General features: G+C 48.7%; 17 protein-coding genes. 6 read left to right on the top strand and 11 right to left on the bottom strand.

All coding sequences use genetic code 11. The features are described 5' to 3' along the window. The first annotated feature begins 1 nt into the window (after position 1). The 5 genes from GWG06_RS17355 (at position 2) to GWG06_RS17335 (ending at position 5,384) form a co-directional block, all read left to right on the top strand. Positions 2-1,435 carry an anion permease gene (locus GWG06_RS17355; RefSeq protein ID WP_202183045.1) on the top strand — a complete coding sequence of 478 codons (1,434 nt, stop codon included), beginning with the start codon at positions 2-4 and terminating at the stop codon, positions 1,433-1,435. Between the two features lie 24 nt (positions 1,436-1,459). After that, entirely contained in the window at positions 1,460-2,128 is a 669-nt protein-coding gene (locus GWG06_RS17350; RefSeq protein WP_127041104.1) for a succinate dehydrogenase cytochrome b subunit, read from the top strand. A 6-nt stretch (positions 2,129-2,134) separates the two neighbouring features. Next, on the top strand, positions 2,135-4,045 hold the full coding sequence (locus GWG06_RS17345) for a fumarate reductase/succinate dehydrogenase flavoprotein subunit (protein ID WP_202183044.1): 1,911 nt from the start codon (positions 2,135-2,137) through the stop codon (positions 4,043-4,045). A gap of 10 nt (positions 4,046-4,055) precedes the next feature. Next, positions 4,056-4,802: a succinate dehydrogenase/fumarate reductase iron-sulfur subunit gene (locus GWG06_RS17340; RefSeq protein ID WP_160714665.1), complete on the top strand. Its 747-nt coding sequence runs from the start codon at positions 4,056-4,058 to the stop codon at positions 4,800-4,802. Between the two features lie 216 nt (positions 4,803-5,018). Continuing rightward, positions 5,019-5,384 carry an IPT/TIG domain-containing protein gene (locus GWG06_RS17335; RefSeq protein ID WP_160714663.1) on the top strand — a complete coding sequence of 122 codons (366 nt, stop codon included), beginning with the start codon at positions 5,019-5,021 and terminating at the stop codon, positions 5,382-5,384. Positions 5,385-5,478: 94 nt separating this feature from the next. Here the strand turns inward: GWG06_RS17335 and GWG06_RS17330 are convergent, their stop codons facing one another. The 11 genes from GWG06_RS17330 to rlmD form a co-directional block, all read right to left on the bottom strand. Then, a complete protein-coding gene (locus GWG06_RS17330; protein WP_160714661.1) occupies positions 5,479-6,444 on the bottom strand; it encodes a DUF4377 domain-containing protein in 966 nt (321 codons plus the stop codon). A 149-nt stretch (positions 6,445-6,593) separates the two neighbouring features. Next, a complete protein-coding gene (locus tag GWG06_RS17325) occupies positions 6,594-7,469 on the bottom strand; it encodes a hypothetical protein (protein ID WP_127041089.1) in 876 nt (291 codons plus the stop codon). Between the two features lie 15 nt (positions 7,470-7,484). Continuing rightward, positions 7,485-8,105 (bottom strand): alpha-ketoglutarate-dependent dioxygenase AlkB family protein, encoded by a 621-nt coding sequence (locus tag GWG06_RS17320; RefSeq protein ID WP_160714659.1) that lies wholly within the window; start codon positions 8,103-8,105, stop codon positions 7,485-7,487. Between the two features lie 49 nt (positions 8,106-8,154). Further along, a complete protein-coding gene (locus GWG06_RS17315) occupies positions 8,155-8,763 on the bottom strand; it encodes a DNA-3-methyladenine glycosylase family protein (protein WP_160714657.1) in 609 nt (202 codons plus the stop codon). 181 nt (positions 8,764-8,944) lie between these two features. Further along, positions 8,945-9,937 (bottom strand): M28 family peptidase, encoded by a 993-nt coding sequence (locus GWG06_RS17310; RefSeq protein WP_127041080.1) that lies wholly within the window; start codon positions 9,935-9,937, stop codon positions 8,945-8,947. Between the two features lie 24 nt (positions 9,938-9,961). Next, complete coding sequence (gene cysS / locus GWG06_RS17305) at positions 9,962-11,458, bottom strand: cysteine--tRNA ligase (protein ID WP_127041078.1); 1,497 nt, start codon at positions 11,456-11,458, stop codon at positions 9,962-9,964. Positions 11,459-11,613: 155 nt separating this feature from the next. Then, positions 11,614-12,756: an endonuclease/exonuclease/phosphatase family protein gene (locus GWG06_RS17300; protein WP_160714655.1), complete on the bottom strand. Its 1,143-nt coding sequence runs from the start codon at positions 12,754-12,756 to the stop codon at positions 11,614-11,616. Between the two features lie 29 nt (positions 12,757-12,785). After that, the gene (locus GWG06_RS17295; RefSeq protein WP_160714653.1) at positions 12,786-13,853 is read right to left on the bottom strand and encodes an endonuclease/exonuclease/phosphatase family protein; all 1,068 of its coding nucleotides are present in this window, start codon (positions 13,851-13,853) and stop codon (positions 12,786-12,788) included. 93 nt (positions 13,854-13,946) lie between these two features. Further along, on the bottom strand, positions 13,947-14,867 hold the full coding sequence (locus GWG06_RS17290; protein WP_160714651.1) for a rhomboid family intramembrane serine protease: 921 nt from the start codon (positions 14,865-14,867) through the stop codon (positions 13,947-13,949). A 47-nt stretch (positions 14,868-14,914) separates the two neighbouring features. Continuing rightward, entirely contained in the window at positions 14,915-15,748 is an 834-nt protein-coding gene (locus tag GWG06_RS17285; protein WP_127041069.1) for a rhomboid family intramembrane serine protease, read from the bottom strand. Positions 15,749-15,760: 12 nt separating this feature from the next. Beyond that, a complete protein-coding gene (gene rlmD / locus GWG06_RS17280; protein ID WP_202183043.1) occupies positions 15,761-17,170 on the bottom strand; it encodes a 23S rRNA (uracil(1939)-C(5))-methyltransferase RlmD in 1,410 nt (469 codons plus the stop codon). Between the two features lie 97 nt (positions 17,171-17,267). Here rlmD and GWG06_RS17275 point away from each other — a divergent pair, with 97 nt between their 5' ends. Further along, the gene (locus tag GWG06_RS17275; RefSeq protein ID WP_160714649.1) at positions 17,268-18,674 is read left to right on the top strand and encodes a TlpA family protein disulfide reductase; all 1,407 of its coding nucleotides are present in this window, start codon (positions 17,268-17,270) and stop codon (positions 18,672-18,674) included. Positions 18,675-18,798 lie beyond the last annotated feature (124 nt).

Raw genomic sequence — 18,798 nt, 5'->3', positions numbered from 1 at the left:
TATGATGAAAGAAATCAGGTATCCGCAATTATTGATTACCGTAGTATTTGGATTGATTATCTGGCTTATTCCGCCACCAGCCGGTGTAACCCCCGAAGCATGGCACCTGCTGGCTATTTTCCTGGCTACCATTCTGGGCATCATCATGAAAGCGGCCTCCATGGGCACTATGTCTATGCTGGCTATCACACTGGTAGCTGTAAGCGGGGTACTTGCTCCCGGCAACCCCGGTAAATCCGTTACGCTGGCGCTCAGCAGCTTCGGAGATAAAGTTATCTGGCTGATAGGGATTTCATTTTTTATTGCCAGGGGCTTTATTAAAACAGGGCTGGGCAAACGTATAGCCTATGTGTTTATCCGGATATTTGGCCGCAGCCCGCTGGGGCTGGCATACGGGCTTGGTCTGGCCGATCTGGTGCTGGCGCCGGCAGTACCCAGCAATACTGCCCGGGGAGGCGGTATCATTTATCCGATCATGAAATCCATGGCAATGAACTTCGGTTCCGTACCGGAAGACCCTTCCACACACCGCCGGCTGGGCAGCTATCTTACGCTTAACAGCTACAACATGAACCTTATTACCTCCTCGTTGTTTCTTACAGGAACAGCCAGCAATCCCATGTGCCAGAAGTTCGCGAAAAATGTGGGCATTGATATTACCTGGATGTCATGGTTTACGGCGGCGCTGGTGCCGGCGGCAATTTCTATCCTGGCGGTTCCTTTCATACTATATAAAATTTATCCGCCGCAATTGAAATCAACCGGAGATGCGCCGGCCATGGCGGCGGAAAAACTGAAGGAAATGGGGCCCGTGCACCGGGATGAATGGCTGATGCTGCTGGCATTTGTAATACTGTTGTTTTTGTGGATTTCGGGAGATGTGTTTGGCATCGATGCCACCACCACTGCGCTGATAGGTTTGGTATTCCTGCTGTTGTCGCAGGTGCTGACCTGGGAAGATGTGAAGTCTGAGAAAGGTGCCTGGGATACTATCGTGTGGTTCTCGGCACTCGTGATGATGGCCAGCTTTCTCAACTCCCTGGGCTTTATTCCCTGGTTCAGCGATGTAATTAAACAGGAAGTGGGCGGCATGCAGTGGACCATTGCATTCCCGATTATAGTGCTGGTCTACTTCTACAGCCACTACATTTTTGCAAGCGCCACCGCGCATGTGGCTGCCATGTATGCGGCATTTCTGGCTGTAGGGATTTCGGTAGGCGTGCCGGGCACCTTGCTGGCGCTGGTGCTGGGTTTCTGCGGTGGTATTTTCGGAACGCTCACTCATTACGGACATGGACCTGCGCCGGTATTTTTCGGCAGCACCTACGTAGAGCTGAAAGACTGGTGGAAATGCGGATTCCTGCTGAGTATTGTATTCCTGCTTATATGGATGGGTATCGGCGCCGGATGGTGGAAAATACTGGGTATCTGGTAGCAAAAATTTAAACTGATTATGCTTATGGGTCAATGGAAGCAAAAAACACTGAACAGAAAAAACTGGATGGCGCTGACAGGGCTGTTCCTATGTTTTTTTCTTGTTATTCACCTGTTGGGCAACCTGCAGCTGCTATTGCCGGACGAAAGGGCGCATCTGCAGTTTAATGCCTATTCGCATCTCCTGTCAGGTAATATTCTTATCAAAATTATCTCCTGGGTACTATATGCCAGTATAACAGCACATGTGATCTATGCCGTTGTACTAACGGTGACGAATACACGTGCATCTGCAAAAAAATATCACTATGACAAAAGAGGTGCTGTGAGCAAGTGGTACAGCCGTAATATGGGAGTGCTGGGCACCATCATTTTTATATTCCTGGTCATACATTTCCGCGACTTCTGGTATGTATACAAGTTCGGGCAACTGCCGCTGGACAGCGCCGGGAATAAAGACCTGTACCGGCTGGTGACAGCTGTGTACAGCGAACTGTGGTATGTATTGCTGTATGTGATTTGTATGATAGCGCTCTGTTATCATCTGCTGCACGGCTTTTTCAGCGCTGCCAGAACCCTGGGTGTATATCATCCGCGATATGCCGGATGGATCAGCATATTTGGCTGGGTGTTTAGTATCGTTATCTGTGCAGGATTTGCGCTGATACCACTGTATGTTCATTTCTTAAAATAGCGGATCATGCTGGAGTCTAAGATACCGGGCGGACCACTGGAAGACAAGTGGAGCCACTATAAAGCACATGCGAAGCTGGTGAATCCGGCGAACAGGAAAAAGCTGGATGTTATTGTAGTCGGCACCGGGCTGGCAGGCAGCGCCATCGCGGCCTCGCTGGGAGAGATGGGTTACCGGGTAAAGAGCTTCTGCTTTCAGGATACGCCCCGGCGCGCACACTCGGTAGCTGCGCAGGGAGGCGTGAATGCCTGCAAGAACTACAAAAATGATGGCGACGGCGTATTCCGGATGTTTTATGACACCATCAAGGGCGGCGATTTCAGGGCAAGAGAGGCCAATGTTTACCGGCTGGCAGAATGCAGCGCCAGCCTGATAGATCAGGCGGTAGCACAAGGGGTGCCCTTCGGAAGGGAATACGGCGGATACCTGAATAACCGCTCTTTTGGCGGGGTACAGGTGTCGCGCACCTTTTATGCCAGGGGGCAGACAGGGCAACAGTTGCTGCTGGGCGCATACCAGGCGCTGATGCGCCAGGTGAATGCGGGATCTGTACAGCTGTATGCCCGCCATGAAATGCTGGATCTTGTCACTATCGACGGGAAGGCACGCGGAATTATTGTGCGCAATATGGATACCGGTGCAATAGAGCGGCATGGCGCACACGCCGTGGTGCTGGCAACAGGTGGCTTCGGTAAAATTTATTATCTGTCTACCCTGGCGATGGGCTGCAACGGCTCCGCCATCTGGCGCGCGCACAAACGGGGAGCTTATATGGCCAGTCCCAGCTGGACGCAGATTCATCCTACCAGCTTGCCACAATCCGGCGAGTATCAATCCAAACTGACCCTGATGTCGGAATCCCTGCGTAACGACGGCCGTATCTGGGTGCCCAAAAACAAGGATGAAAGCCGTGTGCCCAATCAGGTGCCGGAAGAGGAACGGGACTACTATCTGGAACGCCGTTATCCTGCATTCGGAAACCTTTCTCCGCGCGATATAGCCTCCCGGGCAGCTAAGGAGCGCATAGATGCCGGCTATGGCATAGGACCGCTTAAAAATGCCGTTTATCTCGATTTCTCCAAAGCGATTAAAGACCAGGGCGAAGAAAAAATTAAAGAGAAGTATGGTAACCTGTTCCGCATGTACGAAAAAATTACCGGCGTAAACGCTTATCAGGAGCCGATGCGCATTTCGCCCGCAGCGCATTTTTCCATGGGAGGGCTGTGGGTAGACTATGAGCTGATGACCACCATACCCGGACTGTACGCATTGGGTGAAGCCAATTTTGCGGATCACGGCGCCAACAGGCTGGGCGCCAACTCCCTGCTGCAGGCCTGCGTGGACGGCTATTTCATTGCGCCCTACACGATGGCTAATTACCTGGCAGACGAAATTAAATCCGGCCCTATAGATATCCGGCACGCTGCCTTTGCTGCCGCAGAAGAACAGGTGGAAAAACAACTGCAGCTGCTGATGGGCATTCAGGGTAATCTGTCAACAGATTACTTCCATAAAACACTCGGTAAAATCCTGTATGATAAATGCGGTCTTTCCCGCTCCGGCAAAGGGCTGGAAGAGGCTATCAGAGAGATTGCGGATCTCCGGGAAATGTTTTATCAGCGCCTCTATATCCCCGGCGGATACGCTATGAATACCGAACTGGAAAAAGCCGGCAGGGTAGCGGACTACCTGGAGCTGGGCACCCTGATGTGTTATGATGCACTGACCCGGGAAGAGTCCTGCGGTGCGCATTTCCGGGTGGAACACCAGACGCCCGACGGAGAAGCCCTGCGTAATGACAGGGATTTTTCCTTCATCTCCGCCTGGCAATGGGAAGGCGCTGACACACCGCCTAAACTACATAAGGAACCCTTACATTTTGAATTTGTAACACCTGCCGTGAGAAGCTATAAGTAAAATTACGGGTATGCATATACGACTTAAAATATGGAGACAGGAAAGTCCGGATGCTGCCGGCAGCATGAAGTCCTACACGCTGGATCAGGTAGATCCTGACATGTCTTTCCTGGAAATGCTCGATATGCTGAATGAACAGTTATTGCAGCATGGAGAGCGTGTTATAGAATTTGATCACGACTGCCGGGAAGGCATCTGCGGGCAATGTGGTATCATGATTAACGGGCGTGCACACGGTCCGCTGAAACATACGACCACCTGTCAGCTGCACATGCGTACCTTCCGGGAAGGAGAGGAGATATGGCTGGAACCCTTCAGGGCAACGGCTTTTCCGGTGAAGTGTGATCTGAAGATTGACCGCAGCGCATTTGACCGTATCATTCAGGCCGGCGGTTACATCTCTGTAAGTACAGGGGCTGCTCCTGAAGCAAACAGCATACCGGTAGGGCATCCTGTAGCGGAAGCTGCGTTTGATGCCGCTGCCTGTATCGGCTGCGGCGCCTGTGTGGCCGTCTGTAAAAATTCCAGCGCAGCGTTATTCACCGGCGCAAAAATATCGCACCTGGTATTACTGCCGCAGGGGGAGATAGAATCACAGGCGCGCGTGCAGCGTATGGTGAATCAGATGGATGCAGAAGGATTTGGTCACTGCAGTAATACAGAAGCCTGCGAAGCCGAGTGCCCACAGCAGATTTCAGTGCTGCATATTGCCCGCATGAACTGGGAATTTAACAAGGCGCAGGTACTGAAAAAATGAGTCTCCTACTTTCATATGGGCGTATACGTAGTAGTACGTAATTTTAAATAATGTTGATGAATTACGCGGTTTTTATCGCGATAAGATGTAAATTTGCATCCGTTTGAATACCGAATATATACTGTTGCGGATAAGAGTTGCTAAAAGCAATAGTGTTAGCCCCGGTGATTATTTGTAACAGGGTTTGTTGCCCATCCCAAAAAGTAGAAAAACAAAATGAAACATTGCAAAATGTTTGTGGTGGCCCTGCTGCTGGTTATTACAGCAATGACAGCGTGCGCTCCAAACAAAGGAAAGAAGGCATCCACCGTAACAGGTGATGCAGGTAATTTTTTAGTGATTAAAGGTCACGGATTCAGTAAAGACAAAGCAGCTAACAGAGTGATTTTCGGAGAAAAAGCTGCCCAGGTGTTGCAGGCAGATTCCAATTATCTCCTGGTTCAGATACCCACGCAACAGGCAGGAACTGTGCAGGTGGTAGTAGCTGTTGGTAATAACACTTCCAATGCCATGCTGTTTGAGTACATGCCCAAACACAAGCTGGTAGCGGCGGTGAAAGAGTTAGCCCTTGCGGCGTATTAATCTCCCGCGTTAAATAGTATACCATAGCTTTATTTGAATGAAAAAGGGGTGTTACATTAATGTAACACCCCTTGTCTTTTTTATACAGAGAAAATTATTTTCTGTCTTCTTTAGATTGCATGCCAAACATTAGTACCAGCCTGTTATTATCATACAGGTTTAATGTCTGGTCGGCCACATCATAACGGAAGGTTTTGTCGCTGATCATATGCAGGAAGGCTGCTTCCCGGCGCATCACCTCAGTATCCATACAGGCCATTTTTGTGCTGATGGCAGCAGAGAAGGAAATGACATCGCCACTGGTTTTATAACCGCCTGAAATGCTGTTACAGCCGCCTTTCCCATGGAAACGACCTGTAGCCGGATCAAACTCCAGCCAGATACCGGACTGTGTTAATGTTTTGCCATCTATCTGAATAACATTCCATCGTTTGCCGGAAATATAATTCCAGATATTGCCTTTATCTGTGTTGGCGCCGGCGATTTTCTTTTTCTCCAGTACCTTCTTCAGTGTGTATTTTACGGAAGGCGCATCAGCGGGCGGGTTCTTCACGGGAGTGATACCGATCAGCAATTTATACCGGTAACCGGGAACGTAGTTGAAACCTTCGATACTGGTGTATAAATTCTGCCAGGAAGAATCTTTCTGGTCCCTGATCTGCAGGCATTCCATGGGAGCAACGCCGGTGCAGGGTTCTTTGGATTCTTTTACATAGATGGTTTGTTCTGTGCCCTGTTTTGCTATTTTCTTTTTCTCTAAAACCTTTCTCAGGGTGTATTTCAGGGAAGAACCATCGGCAGGCGGATTTTTAACGGGCGTAACCCGGATCAGCAGCTTGTAACGGTAGCCCGGCGTGTAGTTAAATCCTTCGATGTTGGTGTATAAATTTTGCCATGCAGAATCTTTAAGTCCCTTAATCTGTAAACACTGCATAGGAGCAACGCCGGTGCAGGGTTCCTTGGTTTCTTTCACGTAAATGGTCTGGTTCTTGGGGGGCTGCTTCTTTTGCACCGGGGTGATGAAAGCAGTGGCCAGCGAGAATGCTAATTCGAAAAACATAATGTATTTTTTAATCTTTTAACAACAAAAGATGCCTTCCGGTTTTCTTTTGTCAGAATAACACGATGTTTGCAAAAACGCTGCCAGTATGGGTAATGTTACAGTTGGCTCATATATTTTCAGATTATCTTAACAGTTGGAGATGCCGGTTAATGTGTGTTTCCGATGCGGTGAACAATATTCTTGTAATAGGCCAGCTTATCTTTTCCCGGCAGGCTCACTACATGTACATCGTTGGCTGCAAGCAGATCCACCTTGAATTTAGACGCTGCCATATATTCTTCCGGGATGTAATAATAGATGTTGTTGTGTACCGGGATGTTCTTATGATGAAATTTCTGACGGGCACGGTAGGTCAGCAGCCACCAGAGGTCTGTTTCCACAAAATCGAGGGAAAGCCCGAAAATATGAATATCACGGGTAAAGAACAGGTCTATCCACGAATGGAAGAACACCTGTTTGGCGTGGATACGGCGTAGCAGCGATGCTTTCGGTACTTCCTTGCTGGAATAGAAAGTACCGCTGACTACATAGTTGCGCATCAGCTGTAACTGGCCGCCATAGTGCTCGAAGCCCAGGTTGATACTCATGGGATTGAGGCAGTCGCCATGGATATGCCAGTAGTTGATATCATTCATCCGGTAGCGTCTGAAGATGCTGTAGAATTTCTCGTTTATCAGGCTGGTATTTTCATACGGGGTACGGCCTTCGAGGGTGAACTCGTAGTTGGTGGTCAGAATATGTTCCGGTTTCAGCTCTCTGATGGCGCTGTGTATTTCGTTGCCTTTTATTTCTGCTGCCTTGATGGCAATAAAAGCCTTCAGCTCTTTTTCCCGGAGTTTATGTTTTTTGATGGCGGTTAAAAAAATTTCTTCATACAGGAGGGGGAAGGGTTTTTTGTCATCCAGTTCCACGCTGTCTCCGATATGACAGAAAGCGATAATATCCTGCAGCAGATCTTTCCAGCTTTGTCCGCTGGAAATGTTGTTGATATCATTTCCGATTAATAAAACTAGGGTATTCATAGCAGGAGTACGGTTTTAGATGTAGATAAAGCGGAAGGTAAGGTTAATTCTTCCGGGGATTTTTCGGGTGGTTTTGGGTACCTGGTGTTCCCAGTATTGCTGCAGGCTTCCTTTCATAACCAATAGAGAGCCATGTTGCAACTCCATTTCATGTTTCAGGTGATGATCATTTTTATAGCGTAACAAAAAGCGGCGTGTTGCGCCGAAATTAACAGAGGCGATAACAGGGGCGGGACCCAGTTCCGGTTCGTCGTCGGCATGCCATCCCATGGAGTCGCTGCCGTTGCGGTAATGGTTCAATAATACGCTGTTAAATGGATGGCCTGCTACCGGCGTAATGAGATCGCGTATATGCAGCAACGTTTTTGTCCATGGCTGAGGTTCAAAGGTATTGCCGGAAAAACTGTAGGCAGTGGAAGCGTCTCCGTACCAGGCCATCAGGCGCGGAAACAGTACGGTTTTTCCGTACATAGACATGGATTCCTGTTTCCAGGCGATGGTGCCCAGTAATTCTTGCATTAAACAATCACTTTCCCCCTTCTCAAAGAACTGCGGATAGTAAATCAGTTCTCCGTTTTTCAGCCTGATTTCATTGTCTGGAGCCGGCTCCTCAAAAAAGCTTCCCTGCGCGCTCATGATACAAATTTAGTAAGACACTACGCAATGTATATACACTGAGAAAATATTATTGATCTTTCCATTGCCAGAGATACCTGCAGGCATGGGTACGATAGGGCGACCATTTATCGGATATTTTTTTCATCTTCTCCCGGAAATCTTTCCTGTTACTAATATCCAGCTTATACAGTTTCGCTACCATTTGCTGAATAATAAGATCGTCCATCGCAAAAACATCATCCCGGTGCAGATGAAACATCATCAGCATTTCCACGGTCCAGCGGCCTACTCCCTTGATCCGGGTCAGGCACGCTATCACGGCTTCGTCATCCATCTTCTGCAACTTACCGTCTGTCAGCTTTTCCGTTATCACAAAATTAGCCACATTATGCACATAAGATACCTTGGCATTGGATAAACCAATACTCCGCAGCACCATAGCCGGCGTAGCCGCCACCTGCGCCACCGTAGGCTCTTTACCGTTATAAATCGCCAGAAAACGCCCATAAATTATGTCTGCCACCTTGTTAGACAACTGCTGGTTAATAATGGCCTGTATCAGCCGCAACGCAAAATTTTTCCGTTTAACCCTATCCGTTAACGGCCCGGTGATAATTTTCCGGAAACGCCTGTCCTGGCTGAGGTGAAGCTGGTAATCGGGAAGAAAATCAGGCATAAATTACGAATTACGAATGATGAATTGCGAATGAAAAGTGGAGATTTAAGCAAAGATGAAAATTATGAATTATGAATTATAAGTTAAATCGAAGATCTGACATTATTCGCCCGAATCTTCGCCTTCCATCTTCGCTTAAATCTCCGCTTTTCATTCGCAATTCATCATTCGTAATTCGTAATTAATAGTTAAACGGTTCGTTATAAGCAACATGTAATATCGTTTGCCCTACTGCTTTGAGCGTTTTGGGATCTATTACGCTCATGTTATCGTTCTGGGTGTGCCAGTGCGGAGGGAAGTTGCCGTTAGCCTGCCAGGCGATAATGTCGAAGGTGGGGATGTTGGCCATGGTGTTCACATACACGTGATCGTCGGTAATGAAGGAACCATAGTTTTCATAGCGGAAAAAGTCGCTGTAACCCAGGCGGTTAGCTACGTCCCAGAATTTCTTCATAGGTCCGTAGGCGTATTGTTTGGAGGTGCCTTCCATGTAAAACTGAGCACCGCGGCCGCCTACCATGTCCAGCAATATGCCGTAAGCAGCTTTATAGCCTTTTACGTGCGGGTTCTGTGCCCAGTACTGGGTACCGAGGCAAAATGAATTTTCGTTCTCTTTTACGCCGTAATCCTCCACATCTACGAGCAGGATATCTATGCCGGCTTCCGGTTTATGGGAGCGGAGCTGGCGTGCAACTTCCATGAGTACACCTACGCCGCTGGCGCCATCGTCTGCACCATCCAGTTTTTTGTTTTTGTCGAAGGCATCTTCGTCAGCCCAGGGGCGTGTATCCCAGTGTGCCAGCAGCAGTACCCGCTGTTTGGCGGCAGGGTTAAAGCTGGCGATGATATTGATGCAGGGCAGTTTTGCATTTTTAGGCCCGTTTACGGTTGTACGCTGCACATACACCGTATCGGCCCAGCGGCGAAGGTTGCCGGTGATCCAGGCGGCGCATTTTTCCTGTGCCGGGGTGTTGGGGATCCGGGGTCCGAAGCTCACCTGTTTTTCCGTATAGGCGTAAGCGGAGTCCGCATTGAAGGCCGGTACCGGCACTTCTACCTTGTCTACCTTACCGGCTCCCGTACTGTCGGTGCTGTTGTCTGTTGTTTTCGTTGACTGCTGACATGCGCCGGCCACGAGGGCCAGCGATGTCAGAATGATCAGAGCTTTACGCATTATCTTCCGTGAATATTTTTTAGCTTATTGAATGCTGTAGGACACCGTTCCGTCTTTCTCATCCTTGAGTTGAATACCTACGGCCAGCAGCTCGTTGCGGATCTTGTCGGAAGCGGCGTAATCCTTGCGGCTTTTGGCTTCTTTCCGCATTTCAATCAGCATCTGCAAAACGCCGTCAAGTTTATTGTCGTCGTTGGTGAGAGACGGTTGCTGAATACCCAGGATATCTACCAGGTAAGTCTTCCAGGTCTGTTGCAGCAACTGGAAAGTATCTTCGCTGATTTCATGCATTTTTACCTGACCACCTTTCAGCGAGTTGATGACTGGAGTCAGTTCAAAGAGGTTGGCCAGCACTTTTGCGGTGTTGAAGTCATCGTTCATGAATTCCGCGCATTCGTTGCACCAGGTGCGTACCTGTTTGTCCAGCTCTTCGTTGATGCCGCCGTTGCCGCCGGTCCAGCTGAGTTTCTGCAACGTTTCATAGGCCGACCATAAGCGGGCCAGCCCTTTCTCTGCCGCCTGCAGGGCCTCGTTGGAGAAATCGAGCGTGCCGCGGTACTGGGTCTGCAATACAAAGAAACGTACGGTCATAGGGCTGTAGGCTTTCTCCAGCTGCGGATTTTCTCCGGTAAACATTTCTGTCAGCTTGATGGTATTGCCATACGCTTTACCCATTTTCCGTCCGTTGATGGTAATCATGTTGTTGTGCATCCAGTAGCGGGCCATCAGGTCACCGTGGGCTACTTCGCTCTGGGCAATTTCGCATTCATGGTGCGGGAACTGCAGGTCCATGCCACCGCCGTGAATGTCGAACTGGGTACCCAGGTATTTGGCGCTCATCGCGGAGCACTCAATGTGCCAGCCGGGGAAACCCTCGCCCCATGGGCTTGGCCAACGCATAATGTGTTCCGGCGGCGCTTTTTTCCAGAGGGCGAAATCGGCCTTGTTCCTTTTTTCGTCCTGGCCTTCCAGCTCGCGGGTAGTTTCCAGCATGTCTTCCAGTACACGTCCGCTGAGGATGCCGTAGTCATAGCTGGCGGCATATTTTTTTACGTCAAAATACACGCTGCCGTCTACCTCATAGGCATATCCTTTCTCTATGATCTTCCTGATCATTTCTATCTGTTCAATGATATGACCGGTGGCGGTGGGTTCTATGCTGGGTTCCAGGTTGCCGAACTGCAGCATGGCCCAGTGATACAGGTTGGTGTATTTCTGTACCAGTTCCATCGGCTCCAGTTTTTCGAGTACGGCGCCTTTTGAAATTTTATCTTCCGCAGCGCGGCCTTCTTCTTCAAAGTGGCCGGCATCAGTGATGTTACGAACATAACGCACTTTGTAGCCCAGGTACTGCAGGTAGCGGAATACCACATCAAAGGTGATGTAAGGGCGGGCATGACCCAGGTGCGATTCTCCGGATACGGTAGGTCCGCAAACGTACATTCCAACGTGACCGGGATGTAAAGGGGTGAATACTTCTTTCTGACGATGTAATGAATTGTATATTCTGAGTTCTGACATATGCTGTAATTGGGAATATCCAGGTGTTTTTTCTCCACCAGATACTCATTTTTTATTGGTGGATGCAAAGATAAATATTGTTGCAGACGTTCATGAGCGGGTCCGGCAACAACATCGGTCAGTCATCAAAATATTAAACATTTTCATAATTCTTGTTATTTATTAACTTCTACTTCCGGTACACCGCTGCCCACGAGGCTGAGGTTGGCAATTACAGGATAATGATCGGAAAGATCTGAATTGATTCTCCGGAAGCTGTTTATCTTAAAGTCATCACTTGCAAATATATAATCTATTCGCAGGGTAGGAGCCAGTCCGTTAAAAGTACGTCCTACACCGAACCCTTTTTTCAGAAAAGCGTCCTGAAGGTCGCCCTTAATGGTGAAGTAGGTATAGGAAGACGGCGTATCGTTAAAATCGCCGCATACTATGACCGGATAAGGGCTCTGACGGATGAAATTACCTACAATATCGGCTTGTTGACTGCGGCGTATATACGCTTCCCGCATTTTCTGCACAATACTTTTGGTGGCTACCAGGCCTGTATCTTCCTGATTTTTTATCTTCCTGATGGCATTATAGTCCTTCGCATTAAAGCGGTAGGATTCCAGGTGCATGTTCACTATCCGGATGGTATCGTCATCTTTTACGATGTCGGCATAGATCAGGCTTTCACTCAGCGGCCCCACACTCATCTTCACCTTGTCCGACGCAATAATAGGATATTTTGAATAGATGATGGAGCCCCAGTGCTGCATACCGTTCCGGTTGAAATCACTGGAGAAATAGCGGTAGGGCAGCTGCATCTCTTTGGAGATATCCTCCCGGTTATTAAAATCATTCTTTTTTTCGGAAGTATAGAAATCCTGGAAGCAGGCAATATCGGGCTCCTGCTTTTTTATCAGGGCAAACATGGCCTGGCGGTTGTATTTACTGTCTTTTTCCCGATACAAGCCAAACTGGGCCACATTGTAGCTCATTACCGTCAGGCTTTGAGGCCCGCTCAGGGGCTTATTGCCGGAGGGCAGGTGAAAGGCAATAAAAGCGCTGATAGACTTCCAGCCCAGCAATATGGCGATGAGCGATAATAAGGTGTATTTATAGTTAAAAAACAGCCATCCCACAAGAAATATCACCAGCATTCCCAGCAGAAAGGGAAAGGCCAGCGTGAGAAAACTGATAGGCCAGAACCAGGCCGGTGAAATATACGGCGCGAGGCAGGCGGCCAGGAAAAGGATTACCACCGCCAGATTGATGATCAGGAAAAAGCCTTTCGTAAATAGTCTTAAAAATCGCACCGCGTACGCACTTTGTTGAAACAATAAAGTTAATGTTTTTTCAAAGACAGCCGGGCCATAACCGGATAATGCTCCGATAACGGCATCCTGAAAACCTTACAGGAATGGACGCTGAAGCGATGCTGCGGCAGGATGTAATCAATCCGCAGGGTGGGCGACAAATAGGATAAAGTACGGCCCCAGCCGCTGCCCGATTGCAGAAAAGCGTCCTGCAGGCCGCTGCTGACGGTCCGGTAGGTATAAGAAGCCGGCGTATCGTTCAGGTCTGCACAGACAACCGCCGGGTAGGGGCTGGCTGCTACCAGTGCTGCCAGCAGCTTTGCCTGCTCTGCCCTCTCAGCGAAAGTGCGTTTCATCTTCCGGATCAGGTTTACAGAACGCAGAGATTTCAGCTGTTCGAAGTCATCACGGTGAAGCATATATGAAATCAGCTGGGCTGAAAAAATCCGGATGGTATCTCCGTTCAGCAGCACATCCGCCTGCAGTATGCTGCGGCCGCTCCCGACCGCGTTGCTGTTGCAGGGAATATTGGCGGCGGCAACAACCGGATATCTGGAAAACAGCACAATGCCATAGTACCAGGTGTTCCATGCGGTCCAGTCGCAGGTAAAGTAATGATAGGGGTACCTGCCGATCTTCCGCAGGCTGTCGATATTCCTTGACAGGTCCGGCTTATCGTTCGTGTAGAATTCCTGCATACACAGTATATCCGGCGATGTGGCACGCACCATATCGTATACACCGGCTCTCATGGCAGGATTTACCTTAAAGTTCGTAACACCCATACTGCTGGTGTTATAGGTCATAATACTGAATTGACCGGCAGCAGGAGAGACCGGATTATTTTCGTTAAGGAAGCGGACGCCCCAGGTCTGCAGAGCTGGCCCGGTACATAGTACCAATGCGCCCAGTATCCACCAGATGTATTGTCTTTTGAGAAAGAGCCAGCAGGGGAGCGTAAGGGCAACACCGATAAAAACAAGGGGAAAAATCAGTGCGGCAAAGCCTGCGGGCCAGTAGCTGCCGGGGTTAAGAAACGGGAGATACGCGCTGAGCAACAAAGCCGTTATCAAAAAACCACAAATCCATTTTGTCATTTCATTATTTGAGATTTGATTATTCGGGTCCTGAAAATAGTATGTCGGGACGCGAAATAACCAAATCTCAAATAATTAAAATGATTAAATATTTTATGGGTTGCTGGCACGCAGCAACGTTTCTCTTTCTTCGGGAGTGAGTGAATCTATACCGCTTTCGCTGATCTTATCAAGTATTTCATTCAGGCGTTGTTCCGGCACTACACCGACACGTTTGTAAGGCTGATGATCGGCGCCGGGAATAGCCTGTTTGAGGGTATCCGGATCTATCTGCTGGGAGGCAGGATGGAAAACGTGCGTCAGTTTGAAGATAAGGCGGTTGAAGCCTGCGCCCAGGTCGCGGCCTTTTCTCCAGCTGTACATAAACAACATGCCGGCCAGTGCGCCGCCGGCGAGCTGGAAGATATGCGCGATGCCTGCCGTTTCACTGATGCTGGTGCCTACAGAGAGGCCGGTATAAACAAGAGTGATTACCCACAGGGGGATACCACCTGCCAGCAGCGGGAAAATGCGGTAGCGGGGAGATATGAGCGTAGCGCCGGCAGCAATTGCCATGACAGCAGGGCCTGCGCCGGTAATATTTCCGTTGGAGATAAGCGGGTGCAATGCGGGAATAGCCTGTACCGCACCTACATAAAACAGGTTACCGATAATACCGCCAAAAAGGTACACCGGCAATATGCGCTGATATCCTGCGATGTGCTGCAGGAAAGTACCAAAGCACCACAGCCACACCATGTTGGTGAAGATGTGCATTACCCCGATATGTGTAAACAGGGAGGTAAGGAGCGTCCAGGGCCTCGTGAGGAGGGTGGCCGCACCGGCCGGCAGTCTTAACCAGGTCATAATATCCTGGTAGAACCTGGCCTGACCTACATTTTCCATCTTGTAAATTACCAGTGTAAAGAACAGAAAGATGAAAACGGTAAGGTTAAAAACAACTAATTGTGTAACCATATTCCGGCCTTCTCCCAGGGAGAGGCGGGGCAATTTCTCTTTTTCCAGCGCATGCATGGCACAAAATATTTTCAATATAAAATTACGGCTTAATACAGTTCGTACTAATAAAAATCCGTCCGGTTTTTCTTACTCCATGCTTTGAGAAGCAGATATGCAAAAAGCGCGCCGCCAAGGTGCGCAAAGTGTGCTACGTTATCGCCCGGCGCATTCTGTATGCCACCCCACAGTTCCATCAGAATAAGAAAGCCGACAAAATATTTGGCTTTCACCGGAAAGAGGAAGGAAAACAGAATAATCGTATTCGGGAATAAATATCCAAATCCGAAAAGAATACCGTAGATAGCGCCGGAAGCCCCCACTGTAGGGATATTCCGGTAGCGGATCATATATTCTTTTACGTACAGTTTGCAGATTTCAATGATCTCCGGATTGTCGGGGTGGGAGGAAAATGCCGCTCTGAGGCTGTCAATGCTGGTGCTTTCATCACTCAGACCTACTTTGTTGTCCAGTAGGGCGAAGTTAGCATAACTCGGGTCATGCAGGAATGCATTGGCATATTTTGTCAGCGTCATATTCTCGTAAGTGAGCACGCCCATATAACATAAGGCAGCCCCTAATCCGCAGATGATGTAGAAGATGAGGAAACGCTTGGGCCCCCAGAGGTTTTCGAGGGTAGCGCCAAACATCCACAACGTAAACATGTTAAAGATGAGGTGCATCGGCCCTGCCGTAGAGTGCATAAACAGGTGGGTAATGAACTGGTGCGGCCTGAATAACTCAGAACCCCAGTAATGCAGGGCAAAGAGATCGTTCATATCATACCCGTACTTTTTCAGCAGGGTCATCTGAACCAACCAAACCAATCCGTTAATGATCATCAGGTTTTTGATCACCAGCGGTAAAAACTGAAATTTTCCGGGCCTGTACTCGTTCATTGTATCTGTTTATTAACTTCTTTTTTTCAGCAACACCACATTTTCGATGTGGTGGGTATGCGGAAACATATCTACTGGTTGTACTTTTTCCACCGTGTACAGCGCATCCAGCAAAGCCAGGTCTCTGGCCTGTGTTGCGGGGTTACAGCTTACATATACGATTTTGGGGGCTCCGATTTCCAGGAGTTTATCCACCAGCTTTTCATGCATGCCCGCTCTCGGAGGGTCTGTAATAATCACATCCGGTTGCCCGTGATGTGCAAAAAATTCATCATTGCAAATATCCACTACATCCCCTGCAAAAAATTCCGCATTGTCCACATTATTCATGGCGGCGTTTTCCCTTGCATCGTCAATCGCTTCTTTTATCAGCTCTATACCTACTACCTTACGGGCTTTCCTGGATACGAAAATACCGATACTGCCGGTACCGCAATAGAGATCATATACAACCTCATTACCGGTAAGTCCGGCAAAATCGCGGGTAACCCTGTACAATACTTCCCCCTGGTAGGTATTGGTCTGGAAGAAAGACTTGGGACCTATCTTAAATACAAAATCCTCCAGCTTCTCCTCTGCATACCCTTTGCCAAAATATATCTTCGGTTCCAGGTCAAATATAGAATCGTTCTTTTTCGGATTCAGGGTATACAATACCGTAGTAATGGCAGGAACCGTTTTCAGGAGGTGATCCAGCAGGGCAACCCGGTTGGCCTTGTCTTCATGATGAATTACCAGGTTTACCATAATTTCTCCGGTAGTACAAAGTCTGACAACCAGGTTGCGCAGCCAGCCTTCCTGAGAACGGATATTGTAAAAGGAGAGGTCATGACTGATGGCATAATCCCGGATCGTGTTACGGATCAGGTTTACCGGTTCCTGCATCAGGTAGCAGGTGTTGATATCAAGTACTTTGTCAAACAGTTTGGGAACATGGAAACCCAGAGCCGGTTTAACAGGTATTTCGCCGTTGTTGGCCTGTATTTCCTCGTTGGTGAGATAGGCTTTGTTGCTGAAAGTAAACTCCAGCTTGTTGCGGTAGTGCTGCGTATGCGCCGAACCCAGGATTGGGCTCATTTCCGGCAGTTGCAACCTGCCGATGCGCTGCAGATGGTCCGCTACCTGCTGCTGCTTATATTCCAGCTGAAGACTGTAAGGCATCATCTGCCATTTACAGCCGCCGCAAACGCCAAAATGCTGGCAGAACGGAGTAATGCGCTTGTCCGAATAGGAGTGGATATGAATGGCCTTGCCTTCTGCCCAGTCTTTTTTGTTTTTACTGAGCCTGACATCCACGATATCGCCGGGCATTACGCCGCCTTCAATAAAGATCACTTTACCGTCTTGCCGCGCCAGGGCCTTACCTTCTGCGGCATAGCCGGATACAGGTACGTTTTCTAAAACAACATTTTTTTTCCTCACGGCTGCAAAGGTAACTGGATTTAGTGAATCGTTAATCTTAAAAGGATATAGCATTTACCTTTTTTCCCCGTATTTTTACATATTGCCATCAAATCCTATGCGTAAGATATTTTTCCTGCTCCTGGCAGCGCTCACTATCCAGTTACACCTGCATGCGCAGGGCTACCAGCTTACGGTTAAGCTGAAAAACTATACCAGCGGAAAGCTGTTCCTGGCCAATTACATGGGCCGGACCACCTATCTGGCCGATTCCACCGAAGTGAATGCTGCAGGAGAAGCGGTGCTGAAAGGCAAAACCCCGCTGCTGCCCGGTATTTACCTCATTGTACTGCCCGGTAAACAGAAATACCTGGAAACCCTGATCGATAAGCAGCAGGTGTTTGCCGTAACCATCGATACTACTGACCTGGTCAATAAAACGGTATATAAAAATTCGGCCGACAATGACCTGTTTTTAGCCTATAATAAATTTATCTACCAGCTCGAATCTCAGGCTGCTGCCATCACTGAACAGCTGAAAAACGCGCATACGGCTGCCGATTCCGCCAGCATAGCGCCGCAGCAGCAGGCGTTGGGGAAAAAAGTACAGGAATACCGTAACGATCTGATAACCAAACACCCCGGTACCCTGCTGGCCACTATTTTCAAGGCCATGAAGGAACCGGAAATTCCGCAGAAACCCACGGGTGAAGACTCTTCCTTTGCATACCGGTATTTCAAGGCTCACTACTGGGACGAAGTGGATCTCGCCAGCGATCGCCTGGTAAGAACCCCTGTGCTGGAAGGCAAGTTGAAAAAGTATTTCTCCCAGCTGGTCGTAAATATGCCGGACTCTATCAATGCCGACTGCGATGCCCTCATCGCCATGACCCGGAAAAGCAAGGAAACCTTCAAATATGTGTTGTGGTGGCTGACCTATAATTATGAAAGCTCTCCCTACATGGGCATGGACGGCGTTTTTGTGCACCTGGTAGAGAAATACTACGTTCCGGGAGAAGCCTTCTGGCTCAATGCCGAACAACTGAACAAGATTGTCAACAGGGCTTATACGCTTGCCCCGAACCTCATCGGGCAGCAGGCCGCCCCGCTGGAATTAAAGGATACTGCCTCCAGACCCGTTTCTCTCTATAAAACCCAGGCTAAATTCACGGTACTTGTATTCTGGGACCCTACCTGCGGCCATTGTAAAACAGAAGTTCCCCGCCTGGACTCTGCCTATAAAGCCAGCTGGAAAAATAAGGGCGTGGCTATGATCGGGGTTAAAACAGAAGGTACCCGCGAAGAGTGGCTCAGCTTTATTAAAGAACATAAACTCAACGGCTGGATCCACGCTTCCGATCCGGAACCTGCCAGCAATTACCGCCGCCTGTATGATGTATACAGCACACCGGTAGTATACCTGCTGGATGAAAAGAAGAAAATAGTGGCCAAACGGCTGGCTGTAGAACAGCTCAACGAATTTATAGACCGGTCCGCCGGTAAAAATGCGGCAGCCAGACTGTAGTATATGCGGTGTGGAATGTAGAATACCATCCTCAACGGCGGATGGTAATCAATAAGTTGCGGCGTTTTAACATTCTTTTGGCATACTCTTTGGGTTTCTGGTATCGGACCAAAAAACTTAAAGG

The sequence above is a fragment of the Chitinophaga solisilvae genome (assembly GCF_009928525.1).
Taxonomy (GTDB): domain Bacteria; phylum Bacteroidota; class Bacteroidia; order Chitinophagales; family Chitinophagaceae; genus Chitinophaga; species Chitinophaga solisilvae.
The sequence above is the reverse complement of the archived record's forward strand: the minus strand, read 5'-3'. Positions and strand labels throughout refer to the sequence as shown.